The organism is Edaphobacter sp. (assembly GCF_035532915.1).
In the GTDB taxonomy this organism is placed as follows: Bacteria; Acidobacteriota; Terriglobia; order Terriglobales; family Acidobacteriaceae; genus Edaphobacter.
This window is the reverse complement of the sequence record NZ_DATKQC010000064.1, coordinates 1-16,821: the sequence shown is the minus strand read 5'-3', so window position 1 is coordinate 16,821 and position 16,821 is coordinate 1. Positions and strand designations below refer to the sequence as shown.

The 16,821-nt window shown below is 59.5% G+C and carries 15 protein-coding genes; 9 read left to right on the top strand and 6 right to left on the bottom strand.

The features are described 5' to 3' along the window. Nucleotides 1-48: 48 nt before the first annotated feature. The gene (locus tag VMU57_RS03380) at nucleotides 49-2,421 is read left to right on the top strand and encodes a PBP1A family penicillin-binding protein (RefSeq protein ID WP_325380787.1); all 2,373 of its coding nucleotides are present in this window, start codon (nucleotides 49-51) and stop codon (nucleotides 2,419-2,421) included. Here VMU57_RS03380 and ribF read toward each other — a convergent pair. From ribF to VMU57_RS03360, 4 genes are read right to left on the bottom strand one after another with little or no spacing between them, the layout of a single operon-like run. Beyond that, entirely contained in the window at nucleotides 2,351-3,352 is a 1,002-nt protein-coding gene (ribF, locus tag VMU57_RS03375; protein WP_325380785.1) for a riboflavin biosynthesis protein RibF, read from the bottom strand. The two genes, VMU57_RS03380 and ribF, sit on opposite strands and share 71 nt — an antisense overlap. Further along, on the bottom strand, nucleotides 3,352-4,152 hold the full coding sequence (locus VMU57_RS03370) for an MBL fold metallo-hydrolase (protein ID WP_325380783.1): 801 nt from the start codon (nucleotides 4,150-4,152) through the stop codon (nucleotides 3,352-3,354). Before VMU57_RS03370 ends, ribF begins: the two co-directional genes overlap by 1 nt. 3 nt (nucleotides 4,153-4,155) lie before the next feature. Then, nucleotides 4,156-4,767 carry a DUF1844 domain-containing protein gene (locus tag VMU57_RS03365; RefSeq protein WP_325380781.1) on the bottom strand — a complete coding sequence of 204 codons (612 nt, stop codon included), beginning with the start codon at nucleotides 4,765-4,767 and terminating at the stop codon, nucleotides 4,156-4,158. A 3-nt stretch (nucleotides 4,768-4,770) separates the two neighbouring features. Further along, the gene (locus VMU57_RS03360; RefSeq protein ID WP_325380779.1) at nucleotides 4,771-5,832 is read right to left on the bottom strand and encodes a folate-binding protein; all 1,062 of its coding nucleotides are present in this window, start codon (nucleotides 5,830-5,832) and stop codon (nucleotides 4,771-4,773) included. A gap of 54 nt (nucleotides 5,833-5,886) precedes the next feature. Here VMU57_RS03360 and VMU57_RS03355 point away from each other — a divergent pair, with 54 nt between their 5' ends. From VMU57_RS03355 to VMU57_RS03320, 8 genes are read left to right on the top strand one after another with little or no spacing between them, the layout of a single operon-like run. Next, nucleotides 5,887-7,464, top strand: a complete 1,578-nt coding sequence (locus tag VMU57_RS03355) for a hypothetical protein (protein ID WP_325380777.1) — start codon at nucleotides 5,887-5,889, stop codon at nucleotides 7,462-7,464. A 14-nt stretch (nucleotides 7,465-7,478) separates the two neighbouring features. Continuing rightward, nucleotides 7,479-8,339, top strand: coding sequence for an S-methyl-5'-thioadenosine phosphorylase (locus VMU57_RS03350; RefSeq protein ID WP_325380775.1), 861 nt, complete (start codon nucleotides 7,479-7,481; stop codon nucleotides 8,337-8,339). 52 nt (nucleotides 8,340-8,391) lie between these two features. Then, nucleotides 8,392-9,330, top strand: a complete 939-nt coding sequence (locus VMU57_RS03345) for a PfkB family carbohydrate kinase (RefSeq protein WP_325380773.1) — start codon at nucleotides 8,392-8,394, stop codon at nucleotides 9,328-9,330. Further along, nucleotides 9,317-11,005: an ArnT family glycosyltransferase gene (locus VMU57_RS03340; RefSeq protein ID WP_325380771.1), complete on the top strand. Its 1,689-nt coding sequence runs from the start codon at nucleotides 9,317-9,319 to the stop codon at nucleotides 11,003-11,005. Before VMU57_RS03345 ends, VMU57_RS03340 begins: the two co-directional genes overlap by 14 nt. 45 nt (nucleotides 11,006-11,050) lie before the next feature. Further along, nucleotides 11,051-11,854: a diaminopimelate epimerase gene (gene dapF / locus VMU57_RS03335; protein WP_325380769.1), complete on the top strand. Its 804-nt coding sequence runs from the start codon at nucleotides 11,051-11,053 to the stop codon at nucleotides 11,852-11,854. Continuing rightward, nucleotides 11,851-12,801 (top strand): LD-carboxypeptidase, encoded by a 951-nt coding sequence (locus VMU57_RS03330; protein ID WP_325380767.1) that lies wholly within the window; start codon nucleotides 11,851-11,853, stop codon nucleotides 12,799-12,801. Before dapF ends, VMU57_RS03330 begins: the two co-directional genes overlap by 4 nt. A 16-nt stretch (nucleotides 12,802-12,817) precedes the next feature. After that, nucleotides 12,818-14,260, top strand: a complete 1,443-nt coding sequence (gene mpl, locus VMU57_RS03325; RefSeq protein ID WP_325380765.1) for a UDP-N-acetylmuramate:L-alanyl-gamma-D-glutamyl-meso-diaminopimelate ligase — start codon at nucleotides 12,818-12,820, stop codon at nucleotides 14,258-14,260. 5 nt (nucleotides 14,261-14,265) lie between these two features. Further along, a complete protein-coding gene (locus VMU57_RS03320; protein ID WP_325380763.1) occupies nucleotides 14,266-15,000 on the top strand; it encodes a lysophospholipid acyltransferase family protein in 735 nt (244 codons plus the stop codon). Here the strand turns inward: VMU57_RS03320 and VMU57_RS03315 are convergent. Further along, the gene (locus tag VMU57_RS03315) at nucleotides 14,979-15,638 is read right to left on the bottom strand and encodes an SPOR domain-containing protein (RefSeq protein ID WP_325380761.1); all 660 of its coding nucleotides are present in this window, start codon (nucleotides 15,636-15,638) and stop codon (nucleotides 14,979-14,981) included. The two genes, VMU57_RS03320 and VMU57_RS03315, sit on opposite strands and share 22 nt — an antisense overlap. A gap of 2 nt (nucleotides 15,639-15,640) precedes the next feature. Continuing rightward, complete coding sequence (locus tag VMU57_RS03310; protein ID WP_325380759.1) at nucleotides 15,641-16,417, bottom strand: slipin family protein; 777 nt, start codon at nucleotides 16,415-16,417, stop codon at nucleotides 15,641-15,643. Nucleotides 16,418-16,821 lie beyond the last annotated feature (404 nt).

Below are 16,821 nucleotides of genomic sequence, written 5' to 3'. Positions count from 1 at the left end.
GTAACGCTGAATGGGCCCGACTATCCCAGTCGCCGGATCGCCAGGCGGATGACGTTCTTTGCGCTGCTTGGTCTGTCCGCCGTCTTCGGCGCCATGTGCGGCCTGATGTTGATCTACTCCATCAACCTGCCGCAGATGACCGATCTTGCACGATATCGTCCCAGCACCACCACGGAGCTACTGGATGTTCACGGAAGGGTCTTCGGGTCTTTTGCGCTGGAACGCCGCGTGGTTGTGCCTTATGCTGATTTTCCGCCGATCCTGCGCGAGGCGATCATCTCGATTGAAGACAAGAGTTTTGAGAGCAACTGGGGTGTAAACCTGGTGCGAGCGGTGGAGGCAGCGTATCGCGATCTGCATGAGGACCAGCGGGCGCAGGGCGCGTCCACTATCACCATGCAACTGGCCCGCAACCTGTTTCTCTCGTCCGAGAAGACCTACGGCCGCAAGCTGCAGGAGATATTTCTTTCCATGCAGATCGAGCGACGGTTCACCAAGCAGCAGATCTTCGAGCTCTATGCGAACCAGATTTATCTGGGCAGGGGAACCTATGGTTTCGAGGCGGGGTCGGAGTATTACTTCAGCAAGCATGTGCGCGATCTGACCTTGCCCGAGGCCGCCCTGCTGGCTGCGCTGCCCAAGGGGCCGGAGTATTACTCGCCTGTACGCTATCCCGAGCGCGCGCTGAAGCGTCGCAACCTGGTGCTGAGCGAGCTGCTGCAGGACGGCAAGATTACCAAAGCGCAGGCCGATGCAGCCAAGAGCACGCCGCTGGGCCTGCATCTTGAGGCTCCCCCCAACAGCATCGCGCCCTACTTTGTGGAAGAGGTGCGGCGGCAGCTGGAAAAAGAGTATGGCGTGGAAGAGGTACACGGCGCTGGATTGCGCGTGTATACGACGCTCGATCTTGGGCTGCAAGAGGTCGCCAACCAGGCTGTGCTGGATGGCACGGCTTCCTATGAACGCCGAGAGGGATGGAAGGGGAAGCTGCGCAACGTGGTGCTCTCCGGGATGGATCTGGAGAGCTATCGGCATCCCGACTGGACACAGAAGGTTTCCAAGGGAAGTTATGTCCACGGAGTTGTAACCGAAGTCGCTGCGAAGCGAGTTGTCGTGAAGATGGGCGACCAGCAGGCTGTGTTGACGCCGGAAGATTGGGCTTGGACGCAGAATATCGACGGAGACAGCTTTCTGCGTACCGGAGATATCGTCTATCTCCGCATCGAGGGAAATCGGCCCGACGGCACACTGCGCGCTTCGCTGCAGCAGGACTCAGGCGCGCAGGCTTCGCTGATGGCGATGGACAACGCGACCGGCGAGGTAGTGGCCATGGTCGGTGGACGCGACTTTGCACTCTCGCAGTTCAATCGGGCGACCCAGGCGGAGCGTCAGGCTGGATCGTCCTTCAAGCCGTATGTCTATACGACGGCCTTCGAAGCAGGCGCCAAGCCGACGGACATCATTGTGGACGGCCCGACAACTTTTCCGACTCCGAGCGGACCCTATACCCCACACAACTACGAGAAGAACTATGTGGGAGCCATGACGTTGACCAATGCCTTTGCGGAGTCGAGAAATATTCCCGCATTGAAGCTGGCCTACAAATATGGAATCCGAAAGGTCATCGAGACCGCGCACCGCTTCGGCGTCACAAGCGATATCCCGGCATTTCTACCGGTCGCGATTGGCGCGGCGGACATCACCTTATACGAGCAGGTGGGATCGTACAGCGTTTTTCCGAACGATGGCATCCGCGTCGAGCCGCACTATATTCGCAGGGTTACGCAGGCAAATGGTCTGCCGCTGGACGAGAAGCCTCCACAGGTAAACGAGGTCATCTCCGTTGATACGGCGCGCGAGATGATGCAACTACTGCAAACCGTTGTTCGCGGGGGGACGGGAACCGCAGCGACCCAACTGAATTATCCGCTGGGCGGAAAGACAGGCACGACAAATAACTATACGGACGCCTGGTTTATCGGCTTCTCTCCGTCGGTGACCTGCGGTACCTGGGTTGGCTTTGATAATCGGCAGTCGCTGGGCGAAAAGGAGACCGGTGCGCGCGCCGCTCTGCCAATATGGATGGAGTTCATGCGGGCGGCGATTGCGGATAAGCCGAATGAAGCCTTCGCAACCGGAGGTGCGCCTAAGAGGCCGCTCAGTGTGCAGTCCGGACAGCCGGGAGATGCTGTGCTTCCTCCGAAGCCAGTTGCACCGAAGACCGCGGCAGGGCAAGCAACACCTATGGACAAAGACGGCTTGAAGAAGCCTGCTGCGCCGAAAAAATCTGTTGAGCCTCAGAGTTTTTGGGTCTCGAAGCCGCCGCCTCCCACAACCGGAGCGAAAAAGACTAGTGCGCCAAAACAGTCGGGTGAGTCCCCGAGCTTCTGGGTTTCGAAGCCACCGAATGGAACAAGGTGAAATAGCGCCGGGCTTTGAGAACGTCTTTGCCGATCTGGTCGCGCAGGGCCTCCGGGCTGGCAAAGCGCATCTCGGCGCGAATCCGCTGCAGAAAGGTCAACGTCAACGGAGTCCGATCGTTCAAATCGATCGGATGAAAGTTCAACAGATGTGATTCGACGGCGAACGAGTCCGCTCCGAAGGTGGGGCGGTTGCCGACGTTGGTCACAGCGTCGAAGGTCTCCTGGGATGACCCCGTCCCGACAGTGAGCGATGTGATGTAAACGCCATTTGCGGGAAGCAACTCCGGATAGGCCGCCATATTGATGGTGGGAACCGTGTAGCGGGTGCCGTAGCCGCGTCCCGAGGCCGGTGTCGTTGTGATCGAGAAGGGGCGTCCCAACAGAGCGCGCGCCTGGCTGACATTGCCCTGTGAGATCAGTTGTCGAATACGACTCGAAGAGGCTGCTTGTCCGCGGATGATCCGCGACGTGTAGACGCGCACGCTGAAGCCCAGTTCTTCGCCGAGCAGCTTAAGGCTGTCGACGTCCGCTTCTGCCTGATAGCCAAGGCGAAAGTTCTCGCCTTCGTGAAGTTCGGTGACATGCAATGCCTGCTGCAGGACCTCAGTGGCAAACGAGCGCGCAGTCATCCGCGAGAAGTCGCCAGTAAAAGGCAATACCAGCAACGCATCGATACCGGTGGTTGCCAGCAGCTCGATCTTTTGTGCCAGCGGCGTAATCAGCGGCTGATGTGCCTGCGGCCGAAGAATCCGTCCCGGATGCGGATCGAACGTTATGGCGACAGAACTTATGCCAAGAGATCGAGCGCGCTCAACTACTTCAGAGATCACGCCACGATGCCCGCGATGTACGCCATCGAAGTTGCCGATGGTGGCAACCGAGGGGCCGAAGTTCGCGGGAATTTCCGAGAGGTGTCGATAGATCTTCATCAGGCAATCTCGAAGGTAATTTGTAGGCCGTCATAAGCAAGACGGATATGAGGTGGAACGATCGCTTCCGTTGCAGCATGATCGAGATCGTGGCTCATGTGAGTAAAAAAGGCGCGGCGGGGTTTGAGCTGTTCCACGAAGGCGACAGATTTCTCGAGGTGAGAGTGGCTGGGGTGGGAGTCGCGCCGGAGAGCGTCAAGGATAAGAACATCGAGGTCCTGAAGCAGAGCGACGCTCTCGGCAGGAATGTCGCTCATGTCGGTGAGATACGCTGCACTGCCGAACCGATAGCCCGTGATCTGCTGTTTTCCATGCGTAACCGGGATGCGCTGGAAGCAGGCGCCGAAGAGGTCGAAGCCCGCGCCCGGGGTAGAGTCGATGCGGTGCATCTCCACACGGGCGCTGGTGGGGTAACGGTCCTCCTTGCGGAAGGTGTAATCGAAGATTCGTTCAATGTCACTCGCGGTTGTCTCATCCGCGTAGATGGGCAAGTTCTCTTTGGCGTGAAAGCTCAGCGGGCGCAGATCGTCGAAGCCCATCACGTGATCGGCATGGCCATGCGTATAGAGGACGGCGTCGAGGCGGCGAATTCCTTCGCGCAGGGCCTGGGCATGAAAGTCGGGGCCGGTATCGATGACGACCGTGTGGCCGCCGTAGGCCAGCCGAATGGACGGTCTTGTGCGTCGGTTGCGCGGATCGCCCGCCGCGGACATGGCTGAGGTGCACACGTCGCAGTCGCAACCCAGCGTTGGCACACCCATCGATGTGCCGCTGCCGAGAAAGGTGAGGGTCGCCTCCATCGTTTAGCGAACGATGCTTGGCCGGCCCGGAGCAGGACCGGAGCCTTGTGCTTTTGCCGCCGCCGAACGCGCCAGAGCCTGGGTGATCTCGAGGAAGCCCATGTGCAGCTCGAAGAGCGCATTCTCCAGCAGGCGCGTCTCTTCGGGAGTGAGGTTGCCCTTGGTCTTTTCGGCCAGAACGCCAAGCATATCCACGCTCTGGCGTGCGCCCATCAGGTCGACCTGGGGCTGCTGGCCTTCAGGGGTGGCGCCGCCAAGCTGCATGATCGCCGTCATGTAAACCGAGTGGACGATCTGCTCGAAGCTCATCGCCGGCGGGTGCTCCATGCCGGGATTGGTGGCGCGAATGGCGGTATCGAGACGGTCAGCCGTTGCCTGATAGGCGGTGCGGGCCTGGTCGGCCTGCTCCGCCGTAAGAGCTGGAATCTCTTCCCTGGGTTCAGCCTCCTGAGGAGGAGGCGCAGAAGCTACCGGCTCAACAGCGACCGGTGCCTCTACGGCAGGAGGATCATGGCGCTCTTTCTCGGTTGCCGGTGCGGCATCGGGGCGCGGTTCGCCCTCTGCGGTGAACTTGCGGCGGTCTGTGATGACAAAAGGCTTGTTCTGCTCGGACATTGGCTACACTCTCTCAGAAGATTCAGATGCAGATGATGGCTTGGTGGCTTCAACAGTGTTGAAGGGATGAGGGATAGGTACCGCAGTGCCACCTGGATATTGAAGCGGAACGCCGCGCTCCAGCGCCTCGCGGCAAACATATCCGAGGCCTAGTTGTACGCTGCCTGTGGGCAACGGAATTCCTGCGATGCTGGTCAATTCGCCGACTTGCTTGTCGTCTGCTTCCAGCAGAGCACCCGGAGCGGGAAGAGCGCCCTCAAGCCGAAAGGCTGTGAAGGCGCGATGCACATTGCCTCGTGAGCGAATGCGTTCCACAATCTCCTGGCCAAGATAGCAGCCCTTTGCGAAGTGCAGGGCGCGGGTTTGCCCGGTCTCCTGGGGTAGCTCCCGGTCGCGTATGTCGGTGCCGTAACGTGGTGTACCTTCCAGCAGGCGCAGCCATTCCTGGCTCTGCGAATCGCAGGTCACGGCTCCTGCGCTCAGGAGTGCCCGAGACAAAGCTTCAGCGGTCTCTGGCGACGCCCAGAGTTCGAACCTGGGAACCAGCGGGCTATAGGCGTGAATGATGGTGACGTCGGCTGAGTTCCATGTCACTATCTGCCGCTCGAGTTCGCCCGAAGGCACGGCGGGAAACTCGATCGTCTTCAGCAGCGCCGCGGCCACGGGGCCCGAGATAGAAAGCCCGGATTGCCTTGCGCTGCTATCGGATAGCTCCACGTCATCCATGATGATGAAGCGGTCCAGCAAAGCCATGAGGCCCGGAACCTGTTCGGAGGCTGTTTCGAGGAGCAGGGCATCGATCTCGGCGAAGATATAGCCATCACCTTGAATGCGACCCTGAACGCTGAGCAGGAAGTTGTAGCAGCCCTTGCCCGCCTGCAAATCTTGAACCGAGTTCGTCACCATGCCGTTGAGCCAGCGAACGCGGTCCTCGCCGGTCACTCGAATCCAGCCGACATGATCGATAGGAGACAGTCCGGCACCTTCAAGCAGAGCCGCGAGCTGCGTGGCGGAGTCCGGCGTCTGTGAAGGGCTGCTCTCGGGATTGGCTAGGGGGGAGATCACGATAAGGAAAACTCTGCGTACACTTGATTATAGCGATGTAGGCGGAGGTTGAGGTTGCAGCGAGGACTTGGCGGCAAAGGCTTGATTCTGGTGGGTTGGCTCGCGGCGATTGCAATCGGCATGGTTCCCTGCGCGGCATTCGCAGCGCAGACGGCCCCGGCAGGGCAACAGCCTACGACTCCCCCGGCGACACAAGCGCCGATGACGAAGGCGCAGGCGAAAGAGCTCTTCCGCTCGGTCGACGAAATCCTGAGCTTCGTCAGCAGCGACTCGAAGCTGCCGATTGAACATAGCGTGAAGCGCAAGCTGATCTCGCGCGAACAGGTCAATCACTACCTGAAGAAGAAGTTTGACGAAGACGAAGGCACGAAGCGGATGGAACGCTCCGAGATCGTCCTAAAGAAATTTGGCCTGCTCGGCCGCGACTTTCATTTGCGTCCATTTCTGCTCTCCCTGCTGACCGAGCAGATCGCCGGCTTCTACGACAACAAGACCAAGACGATCAGCCTGTTGGACTGGATACCGCCTGATCAGCAAAAGCCTGTATTGGCGCATGAGTTGACGCACGCGCTGCAGGACCAGAAGGTGGGTCTGACGAAATGGTCCGACGTAACTCCTCAAAACACGGCGAGCAACGCCGAACAGGATAACCAACACATCCAAATGGATGAAGCGGACACGGCGCGCGATGCGGTCGCCGAAGGACAGGCGATGGCTGTGTTTGTGGACTACACGCTGCGGCCCACAGGAAAGACGCTTGCCGATGCTCCCGAACTGGGCGACCGTTTGCAGGACATGGCTGCCGATTCCAGCGGTTCGCCGGTCATGGCCAGGGCTCCGCTGCTCTTGCAGCAGTCGCTGCTGTTTCCCTACACCGACGGTCTCAGCTTTGAGCAGGCGATTCTCGTGAAAAAGGGAGCGGAGGCCGCCTTTGCCGATGTTCTGGCGAACCCGCCCTCGTCGAGCTTCGAGATCATGAATCCCCAGGCCTATATGTCACATGTGCCTGTGCCCGTGCTGCGGCTGCCGGACATTCACCCTTTGATCGATGCGGAGTACATGCCCTATGACGTAGGCGTCATGGGCGAGCTGGACGTTCGCATGTTGACGGAGCTGTTCGGCGGTCAAAAGATGGCGACCGCTCTGGCGCCGGAGTGGGCAGGCGGCGTCTATTATGCCGCGCAGCGCAAATCCGCGGTGACGGAAGCGGAGAAAGCATCTACCGCTTCGATTGCATTGCTCTACTACTCACGCTGGAAGAATGAAGACTCGGCGCGTTCGTTTTTGCGTGTCTATGCCTCGGAGATACCTCGTAAATATTCGGGCGTCGTTCGGCGCACCCAGGATGAGGCCGATGGGAACGAGCAGGTCTATTCGACGAATGAGGGAGATGTTCTCCTCTCCATCTCGGGGAAGGGCGTATTCGTCAGCGAAGGTTTCGAGCTTCCCCTGGCGCGCAAGCTGCGAGACGAGATTGTAGGCATCCAGCCGGTAGGCCCTGTGCAGACGGCAACGGTGCAGCCGCACGAACTGTCACTTGGGCTGTCCCATACGCTGTCCTCGTTTGGGATCATTCGAGCGGCAGCCCTGCAACGATATACTTTTGAAGGTCGTCCGAGCACGGCTCGGTAAAGGAGCAAGGCATCTTGAAGAAGGCAGAGATTGGAATTATTGGCGGCAGCGGCTTATATGCCATGCCCGGACTTACGAATGTTCGCGAAGAGCGCGTCGAAACCCCGTTCGGCGAGCCTTCGGACGCTTTTGTACTGGGCGAGCTTGAGGGCCGCCAGGTTGCCTTTCTGGCGAGGCATGGACGCGGACACCGTCTGCTCCCCAGCGAGCTGAACTTTCGTGCCAACATCTTCGGCATGAAGCAACTGGGCGTCGAGCGCATTCTTTCGGTCTCCGCCGTAGGCTCGTTGAAAGAAGAGCATAAGCCGACAGACTTTCTGATGCCGGACCAGTTCATCGACCGCACCTTCGCTCGCATTGCAACCTTCTTCGGCGACGGCATCGTGGCTCACGTCGGCTTTGGCGATCCAGTCTGTGCGACGGTCGCTTCCATCTTTGAGAAGGCCTGTGCCAAGGTTGGTGTCGTCGGAAAAAATGGCGGAACCTACGTCTGCATGGAAGGCCCGCAGTTCTCAACCCGCGCTGAGTCGAACCTCTACCGAAGCTGGGGCGCGGACGTCATTGGTATGACGAACCTGCAGGAGGCAAAGCTCGCCCGCGAAGCGGAGATCTGCTACGCAACCATGGCGATGGTGACGGATTACGATTGCTGGCGCGAAGGCCATGACGATGTCACCGTCGACCAGATTGTAGCCGTGCTTCACCAGAACGCGGACAACGCGGCGAAGGTAGTTCGTGCTGCCGTCGCAGCGATGCCCGCTCAGAGAACATGCGCCTGTGTCGATGCGCTCAAGTACGCAGTTCTTACCGATCCGAAGGCGATCCCTGCGGCGACGAAGCAACGGCTGGCTCTTTTGTTGGATAAGTATTTGTAAGCCACGCGCAATTTTTAAAGTCGAATTCACTCACTGAGTTGAAAAGGAATCTATGTCCATTCTTGTTGTAGGATCTGTAGCTTTTGACAGCATCGAAACCCCGCACGGCGCCGTGGACCATTGCCTGGGCGGAGCGGCGACACATTTTTCGCTGGCCGCAAGTTACTTCACTCCAGTGCGAGTGATCGCTGTCGTTGGAGAAGACTTCACCGAAGTACACGAAGGCGTGCTGACGAAACGCGGCGTCGACACGCAGGGTATCGAGCGGGCCAAGGGCCTCAGCTTCCATTGGACGGGTTCTTACTCGGGCAATATGGACGAGGCCAAGACGCTGGGAACCGACCTGAATGTCTTCCAGACCTTCGAGCCCAAAATTCCCGCTGCTTACGCGGACAGCAAATATCTCTTCCTCGCGAACATCGATCCCGCGCTTCAGGCCCGCGTTCGCAGCCAGATGCCGCAGGTGCGCATGGTTTGCGGCGATACGATGAACTACTGGATCGCCGACCACGGCGAGAACCTCGCCAAGGTTCTCCGCGATCTCGACGTACTGCTGATTAACGATGGCGAAGTCCGCATGCTCGCAGGCGAGCGTAACCTGGTTCTGGCCGCCGAAAAAGTTCTGTCGATGGGCCCCAAGACTCTCGTCGTCAAACATGGCGAGTACGGAGCCACAGCATTCTTCAGCGACCGCTCCTTCGGAGGGCAGACGAAGATCTCCCGGCCTTTCCGCGCACCGGCGTTGCCCCTGGCAGAAGTCGTCGACCCCACCGGCGCGGGAGACTCCTTTGCCGGCGGCTTCTACGGCTATCTCGCATCGCAGCCCGAGCTGACGCCCGCAGTCTTTCGCACGGCGATGTTCTACGGTGGCGTTATGGGATCGTTCGCCGTCGAGCGCTTCGGAACCGACCGCCTGCAAGCGGTCACGCGAGAAGAGATCGAAGAGCGCTTCAACCTGTTCAAGGAGATCTCTCATCTTGAAGGAGCGTAAAACCGCAAAGCGATTAGCGCCGATCACCTTGAACGCGGCGCCCTCTGCAGGGGGAGAAGCATCTCCCGACGAGGTGCGTCCGGCGACCAAGGAAGAGAGCTTTCCTATCGCTCTCATCGCGGTCATTCTCGCTTTCGTTGCGCTCGCACTCTGCTATTCGCGCGGCTATCTGTTGTTGTACGGCGATGCCGTAGCTCATCTCGGCATCGCCCGCCGCATCTTCGACTCACGCAATCCCGGTCTGTCGCAACTCGGCGGCGTGTGGCTGCCATTGCCTCATCTGCTGATATTGCCCTTCGTGCAGAAGATGGAGTGGTGGCAGAACGGTCTCGCAGGCGCGTGGCCGTCGCTTCTCTGTTTTATTGCCAGCGTGGTCGGCCTTTATCGGCTTGCGCGCCGCATGATGACGCCGCGCTGGGCCTTTGCTGCCACGGCTTTTTACGCACTAAATCCCAACCTGCTCTATCTCTCCACCACAGCGATGACCGAGCCTCTGTTCCTCGCAGAGCTTATATGGATGACGCTGTTTACGATGGAGTGCGCGAGTGCGATCCGGGAGTCGCGCCACAGCCTTGTAAACCGCCGGCTGATCTACATCGCGCTGCTCATCGTTGCGGCCGTCTTTACGCGCTACGACGGCTGGATCCTCGGCGCTGCGGCGTGGTGCATTGTGACCTGGTGCCTTGCGCGTAACCGCGAGATCTGGCGCAAAGTCGCTCCCTCCTTCATCGTCTTTACGCTTCTTGCGGTAGCCGCGCCTCTCAGCTGGCTCGCCTACAATCAGCACTTCTATCACGACCCGCTGGACTTCATGCGTGGCCCATACTCCGCGTCTGCCATCGAGAAGAAGACCTCTCCTCCCGGCTCGCATCACTATCGCGGATGGCACAATCCCGGCTGGGCGCTGCTCTTCTTCACCCGCACTGCACAGGTAGACGCCTCCGTATGGGAGACCGGCTTCGCGGTCATGATCGCCGCCCTCGCAGGGTTGATCCTGGCCATTCGCCGCCGCATTGCGATGCCATCGCTTCTGCTCTGGCTGCCGCTGCCCTTTTACGTCTACGCCATCGCTTACGGTTCCGTGCCCATCTTCATTCCGCAGCTATGGCCGCACTCTTACTACAACGCACGCTACGGAATGGAACTGTTGCCCGCGCTCGCGATATCCATGTTTTTTGCCATCGAATGGGTAGAGCGCCGATGGAGCCAGTCGCAGCCGCTCAAGGCCCGGTTTCTTCAGCCGATTGCCCTTCTGCTGGTCGTTCTCAACACCCTTACCATGATGTATTTCATTCCTCTGGTGCTGAAGGAGGGTATGGTAAACGCCACGACGCGCATGTCCCTTGAGACGTCCGTTGCGCGAGTGCTGAAGTCCTTCCCGCCGGGTGCTCCTATCCTGATGTACAACTCCGACCATATCGGTGCCATTCAGGATGCAGGCATCCCGTTGAAGCAGACCGTGAATGAAGGCGACTACGATAGCTGGAAGGCAGCCCTGGCAGACCCGGCGGACCACGCAGCTTATGTGATCGCCATCAAAGGCGACCCGGTTTCCAAGGCAGTAGACGCCAATCCGCAAGGTCTGACGGAGATGTCGATCCTATGCACGACAGGCCAGCCCTGTGCGCGAATCTATCGGTCCGATAAGTTTGGAGTATCGCCGAAGACGCCATAATCGTTATTCGTTGTTTTTAGAACGCTGAGGCAGAATAAGAGAACCATGATTCCTTTTGTAAAGGCACACGCCTGCGGCAATGATTTTTTGATTATCGAAGAGTCACTGGCGCAGCGGCGTCACGCCGATCTGGCACGCAAACTCTGCGCCCGCAACACCAGCGTCGGCGCGGACGGCATCGAATTCCTCGACCGCAAACCGAATGGAGAGTTCTTTCTCCGTCTCTTCAACGCCGACGGCAGCGAAGCAGAACTCTCCGGCAATGGCACTCGCTGTGTCGCAGCGTGGCTGGCCAGCAGCGAAGGCATCCAGAACGTAGCTCTCGGCACGCACGGCGGCGTGCGCACCTGCCAGGTGATCGAAGCCGCCGATCCCTACTTCCTTATCGAGAGCGAGATGGGCGTTCCGCGAGTCATGCCGCGCACCATTGCGCTTCCCGAAGTAGGCAATGTGGCCGGTGCGATGGTCAACGTTGGCAATCCGCATTTCGTCCTCTTTGTGGATACGGACGACTTCAGCGCCCACGGCAAAAGCTGGCAGGACCTCGGCGCTCGCATCAGCACAAGTCCGCTCTTCCCGCATGGCACCAACGTGGAGTTTGTCCGCGTCATCTCGCCAACGGAGATCGCCTTCCGCATCTACGAGCGCGGCTGCGGCCCAACGACATCCTCAGGCACCGGCACATGCGCTTCGTCTTCGGCGGCCATGGCATTGCGCGAGGTAAGCCGCTCGCTGACCGCTATCGCCGAAGGCGGCGCACAACAGACCGTCTGGCCAGCCAATGACGTCGTCATGCGCCTGACCGGCCCCGCCGAAATTATCTGCCGTGGCGAGGTTGCCGCGCTGTGACCACCTCACACAGTGCAACGGTAAAGCCTGCCGCGTTGCGTTCCGGCGCGACGCTGGCCGTGCTGTCGCCTGCAAGCACCCCCAAATCCGATCTGGTGCAGCGCGGCATCGGCAGGTTGCAGGAGTTGGGATATCGAACCGTCCTCGGCAAGCATGCGCTGGATCGCGGGCCGCTCTACTATGCGGGCACGTTAGAGCAGCGCCTCGAAGACTTTCATTCGGCCTTCGCCGATCCGGCGGTGGATGGCATCATCTGCACGCGTGGAGGCTGGGGCTCGGCGGAATTGTTGCCCTTTCTCGATGCAGCACTGATCCGCGCCAACCCCAAGGCATTTATCGGCTACAGCGATCACACGGCGCTGCATAGCTGGCTTCACAACGAGGCAAATCTCGTCACCTTCCACGCGCCTATGGTCGCCGCCGACTTTGCCCGCGAAGACGGCGTTGACATGGCAAGCTGGCAGCACGCCACCGCAGACGATACTTCTTGGTCGCTGGGTGCTGCCGATGGCCTCCGCGTGCTTCGCGGCGGTATCGCTGAAGGCGTGTTGCGCGGCGGATGCCTCTCGATCCTTGCCGAGTCTTTGGGAACGCCTTACGCACCTCAGATTGCCGACAGCATTCTCTTCCTTGAGGACATCGGCACCAAGCCTTACCAGTGGGACCGCATGCTTCTCCATCTGCGTTACTCGGGAATATTGAAAGAGGCGCATGGAATCGTCTTCGGCGACATGCGCCAGTGCGTCCCTGAGGAAGAGAACGATTATCTGGAACGCGCCATCCTGCACTCGCTTCGCGACTTCGAAGGTCCCATCGCAATTGGCCTGCGCAGCGGGCATGTCGGAGTGCCCAATGTCACGCTGCCGCTAGGCATTCCTGTTAAGCTGGACTTGGCCGAAGCGGGGAATCCGCGGATGCACTTTCTCGAAGCGGCGGTTACGATCTAGCCTCTAAGCAGACATCATGCAAAAGCTCAAACACATTCATCTCATCGGTATCTGCGGCACCGCGATGGCTTCCCTCGCGGGAATGCTGCAACAACAGGGGCACCGCGTCACCGGTTCCGATGCGGCTGCCTATCCGCCGATGAGCGATCTGCTGGCCGGTTTGAAGATCGAAGTTCGTGAACCGTATGCCGAGAGCAACCTCGAGCCTCGGCCCGATCTGGTGGTTGTCGGCAATGCCATCTCGCGCGGCAATGTCGAATTGGAATACGTGCTCGACCAACGCATTCCGTTCTGCTCCATGGCGGCGATCCTGCATGACGAATTTCTTCCCGGGCGCGAGTCGCTTGTGGTTGCCGGAACGCATGGCAAGACTACGACGACCAGCATGTTGGCGTGGATCTACGAGGTCGCCTCACGCAGCAACCCTAGCCTCGCACCGTCATTTCTGATCGGTGGTGTGGCGGAGAACTTCGGCACCAGCTTTATGGTGCGGCCGACACGGCCTTTCCTGCTCGAAGGCGACGAATACGACACTGCCTTCTTCGACAAAGGCCCCAAATTTCTGCACTACTTTCCCGATGCGGCAATTCTGACTCACGTCGAGTTCGATCACGCCGACATCTATCCCGACCTCGCTGCGGTGAAGACGGCGTTCAAGCGCTTCGTCAACCTCGTTCCTCGCCGTGGCCGCGTCGTAGCCTTCGATGGCAGCGAAAACGTCAGTGAGTGCGTCGCCAGGGCCTTTTGCACGGTGGAGCGATATGGCTTCTCTGCGGACTCGCATTGGCACATCACCAACCTTCGCCACGACGAGGCTCTGAGTCGCTGGACGCTCTCGCGCAACGGCGCTGCGTTTGCTGAACTGAGCCTGCCGATGGCGGGCCAACACAACGCGCTTAACGCGACTGCCGCTGCCGCGCTTGCTGCAGGGCAGTCCGTTCCCGTCGAGGCGATCATCGAGGCGCTGGCAACCTTCAGAAGCGTGAAGCGCAGGCTTGAGGTCAGCTCGATTGTGGAAGGCATCACCATCATCGACGACTTCGCGCACCATCCGACTGCGATCCGCGAGACGCTGCGGGCGCTGCGTGAATCTTATCCGGGGCGGCGACTCCTGGCGGTGCTGGAGCCTCGCTCGAATACGCTGCGCCGCAATGTCTTCGAAGCCGATCTGGTCGAGAGCCTGGCGCTGGCTGACATCGTTGTGCTGGCCAATGTCTTCAAATCCGAGAGCATTCCTCTAAACGAGCGGCTCATCCCTGAGAATGTTGTGGCTCGCCTTAACCAGATTGGGACACCGGCAGCAGTTTATGCGGACGCCGATGCGATTGTGGCTGCTCTGGTGCCACAACTCAAAACAGGCGATATCGTTGCTATCCTGTCGAACGGCGGCTTTGGCAGCATCTATCAGAAACTTCCGCACGCGATTGCCCATTCGATTGCTGCTGTAGAACGAGCATAGACTGCATGTTTGCGACTCTGAAGCTTCTCTTCGTCTACACCGCGCTGGGGCCTCTCGCGGGCATCCTCGGCATGCCCTATTCGCTTCTGGTGCAGGACATCAGCCGTCTTTACAGGGTGGCGATGTGGATTGCCAGCGCCGGTGTTCGCGCGGCTGGCATCCGCATCGAGGTCAGCGGTCTGGAGAACGTTCCTTCAGACCGTCAGTGCATTTATATGTGCAACCACGTCTCCAACCTCGATCCGCCGGTGATACTTCCGCTGCTTCCGGGGCGCTGTTCGGTCCTGTTGAAGAGGGAGCTGATGCGCATTCCTATTCTTGGCACGGCGATGAGGATGGGCAAGTTTGTGCCGGTGGAGCGCGGACATCGCCGCGAGGCCGCGCAGGCCAGCGTGGCGGCTGCGGCGGATGCGCTTCGCTCCGGGTTGAATATTCTGGTCTTTCCTGAAGGCACTCGCGCGAAGGATGGAAGACTCTCCATTTTCAAGAAGGGGCCGTTTTTTCTGGCGCAACAGACCGAGGCGCCCATCGTTCCGATTGCGCTCTCCGGCACCGAGCGCATGATGCGGAAGGGAAGCATCGCCATTACGCCGGGAGTGGCAAAGGTGCACTTCCTGCCTGTGATTGAGCCAACGCAGTATGAGACGCGCGAAGAGTTGCTGAAGGCCGTGCGTAAGGCCATTGCGGACGCGCTACCCGACGAGATGAAGCCTGAGGACTACTTGACGATGGCGTTGTAGCCGTCGGCGGTCAGCTTCTGGCGCATCGCATCAGCGTCCTTCTTTGTGGCGAACGGACCGATCTGCACGTGCAGCAGCTTGTCCTGCGGCGATTGATGGATGGCCGCGTTGTAGCCGTGACGCTTCAGGGCTGCCATCAACATGTCGGCATCTCCCTTGCGCGAGACGGCGGCTACCTGTACGACCGACTGTGCTGCACCGGAGACGACTGCGGGCGCGGGCCGCGATGGCGCTGTGGGGCGGCTTACGGGAGTTGGCTTGATGTCCAGCTTTGCAGGCACAGGCACGGGAGCTTGCGTAGCTGCCGGGGGAGTCTGTTCGTCTGAGGAACTGATATCGGTCGTCGAGTCGGTTGAGGAGTCAGTGGACGCTGCCTGAGACGCGGGGATTCCCGACGAGGGCTTCGCGGAGCTGGAGCCTGTGTCCTGACTTGTTGCGGGAGCAGCGACGCCCGAAGCGGGAAGCGCGGACCGTTTTCCGAGCGAGTAGCCAAAGGCGAAGAAGATGGCGCAGATCAGCACCAGTGCGAAGAAGATGCCAACGATGAAGGATGTTCCCAGGGTCATCTCGCGGTCGCGACCCATGGGGTCGTCTTCGTCTTCTTCCATGTCACGGTTACGGCTGTACAGGGTGTTCACGGTCAGTCCTTCTTCTCCGGGGATGCTACGGACATGATGGATTTATTCAACAGGTTCATCATCTCGAGCGGCAGCGGGAAGACGATGGTGGTGTTCTTCTCGACGCCGATCTCGGTGAGGGTTTGCAGGTAGCGCAGTTGCAGGGTCATGGGCTGGGTCGCCATCAGCTCGGCGGCTTCGACCAGCTTGGCGGCGGCATTGAACTCGCCTTCGGCGTGGATGACCTTGGCGCGGCGTTCGCGCTCGGCTTCGGCCTGCTTGGCCATGGCGCGGAGCATCGATTCGGGAAGGTCGACCTGCTTGACCTCGACCGAGACGACTTTGACGCCGAAAGGTGCTGTATGGCCATCGATGATGGTCTGGATGCGCTGGTTCAAAGCTTCACGGTGAGCGAGCAGCTCGTCGAGCTCGACTTCGCCGAGGACAGAGCGCAAGGTGGTCTGCGCGAACTGCGAGGTCTGGTAGACGTAGTTGGCGACTTCGATCACGGTTTTGGTGGGGTCGATGACGCGCAGGGTGATGACCGCATTCACTTTAAGCGTGACGTTGTCGCGGGTGATGACGTCCTGTGGCGGCACTTCCATGGCTTCCTGACGCAGGCTGACGCGGACGATCTGGTCGAGCGGACGGAAGACCAGGATGATGCCGGGACCTTTGGCTGCTCCCATGACTCGCCCAAGACGGAAGATCACTCCACGCTCGTATTCTTTGAGGATTTTGATGGAATTGAGCAGATAGAGGACGACAATGGCGATGGCAAAGAGCGCGGGGATGGACATGGTTGCGTAGAACCTCAGGCGGAACAGCGTGCGGCCGCCGCTACGATTGTAGAGCAGCGCTTGTGCGGTCGTGACGGCAGACTCGCCTGAGGCTTCCAGTTAGTACCTACCTGGCGAACTTATTTCTCAGGTATCCACCCCCCCGGTATCTTGAGCCTAAAATATTCTATTCATTGGGCTTAGGTGGGCCAATGTCTGCAAAATATTCATTCCTTAAGGTTTACGGGCAAAATATTGTTTCTAAAAGAGATAGGCCCAGCATTGTCGCCGGGCTTTCTGGGTTTTCCTCTACTGTCTCTAGTTTAGAAGATCGGGCAAAACTCTTTTGCAGTTTTGGAATGTTTATTTTTTGGCTTTAAGTTGTTTATTTTGTGCTGCTTGACGGGAGGTCTTCAGGGCGGGAG

What these genes read in the sequence shown, in the direction of transcription:
- VMU57_RS03380 (WP_325380787.1), top strand. Translation starts at nt 49, where the DNA reads ATGACGTTCTTTGCGCTGCTTGGTCTGTCCGCCGTCTTCGGCGCCATG.
- ribF (WP_325380785.1), bottom strand. Translation starts at nt 3,352, where the DNA reads ATGAAGATCTATCGACACCTCTCGGAAATTCCCGCGAACTTCGGCCCC.
- VMU57_RS03370 (WP_325380783.1), bottom strand. Translation starts at nt 4,152, where the DNA reads ATGGAGGCGACCCTCACCTTTCTCGGCAGCGGCACATCGATGGGTGTG.
- VMU57_RS03365 (WP_325380781.1), bottom strand. Translation starts at nt 4,767, where the DNA reads ATGTCCGAGCAGAACAAGCCTTTTGTCATCACAGACCGCCGCAAGTTC.
- VMU57_RS03345 (WP_325380773.1), top strand. Translation starts at nt 8,392, where the DNA reads ATGTCCATTCTTGTTGTAGGATCTGTAGCTTTTGACAGCATCGAAACC.
- dapF (WP_325380769.1), top strand. Translation starts at nt 11,051, where the DNA reads ATGATTCCTTTTGTAAAGGCACACGCCTGCGGCAATGATTTTTTGATT.
- mpl (WP_325380765.1), top strand. Translation starts at nt 12,818, where the DNA reads ATGCAAAAGCTCAAACACATTCATCTCATCGGTATCTGCGGCACCGCG.
- VMU57_RS03320 (WP_325380763.1), top strand. Translation starts at nt 14,266, where the DNA reads ATGTTTGCGACTCTGAAGCTTCTCTTCGTCTACACCGCGCTGGGGCCT.
- VMU57_RS03310 (WP_325380759.1), bottom strand. Translation starts at nt 16,417, where the DNA reads ATGTCCATCCCCGCGCTCTTTGCCATCGCCATTGTCGTCCTCTATCTG.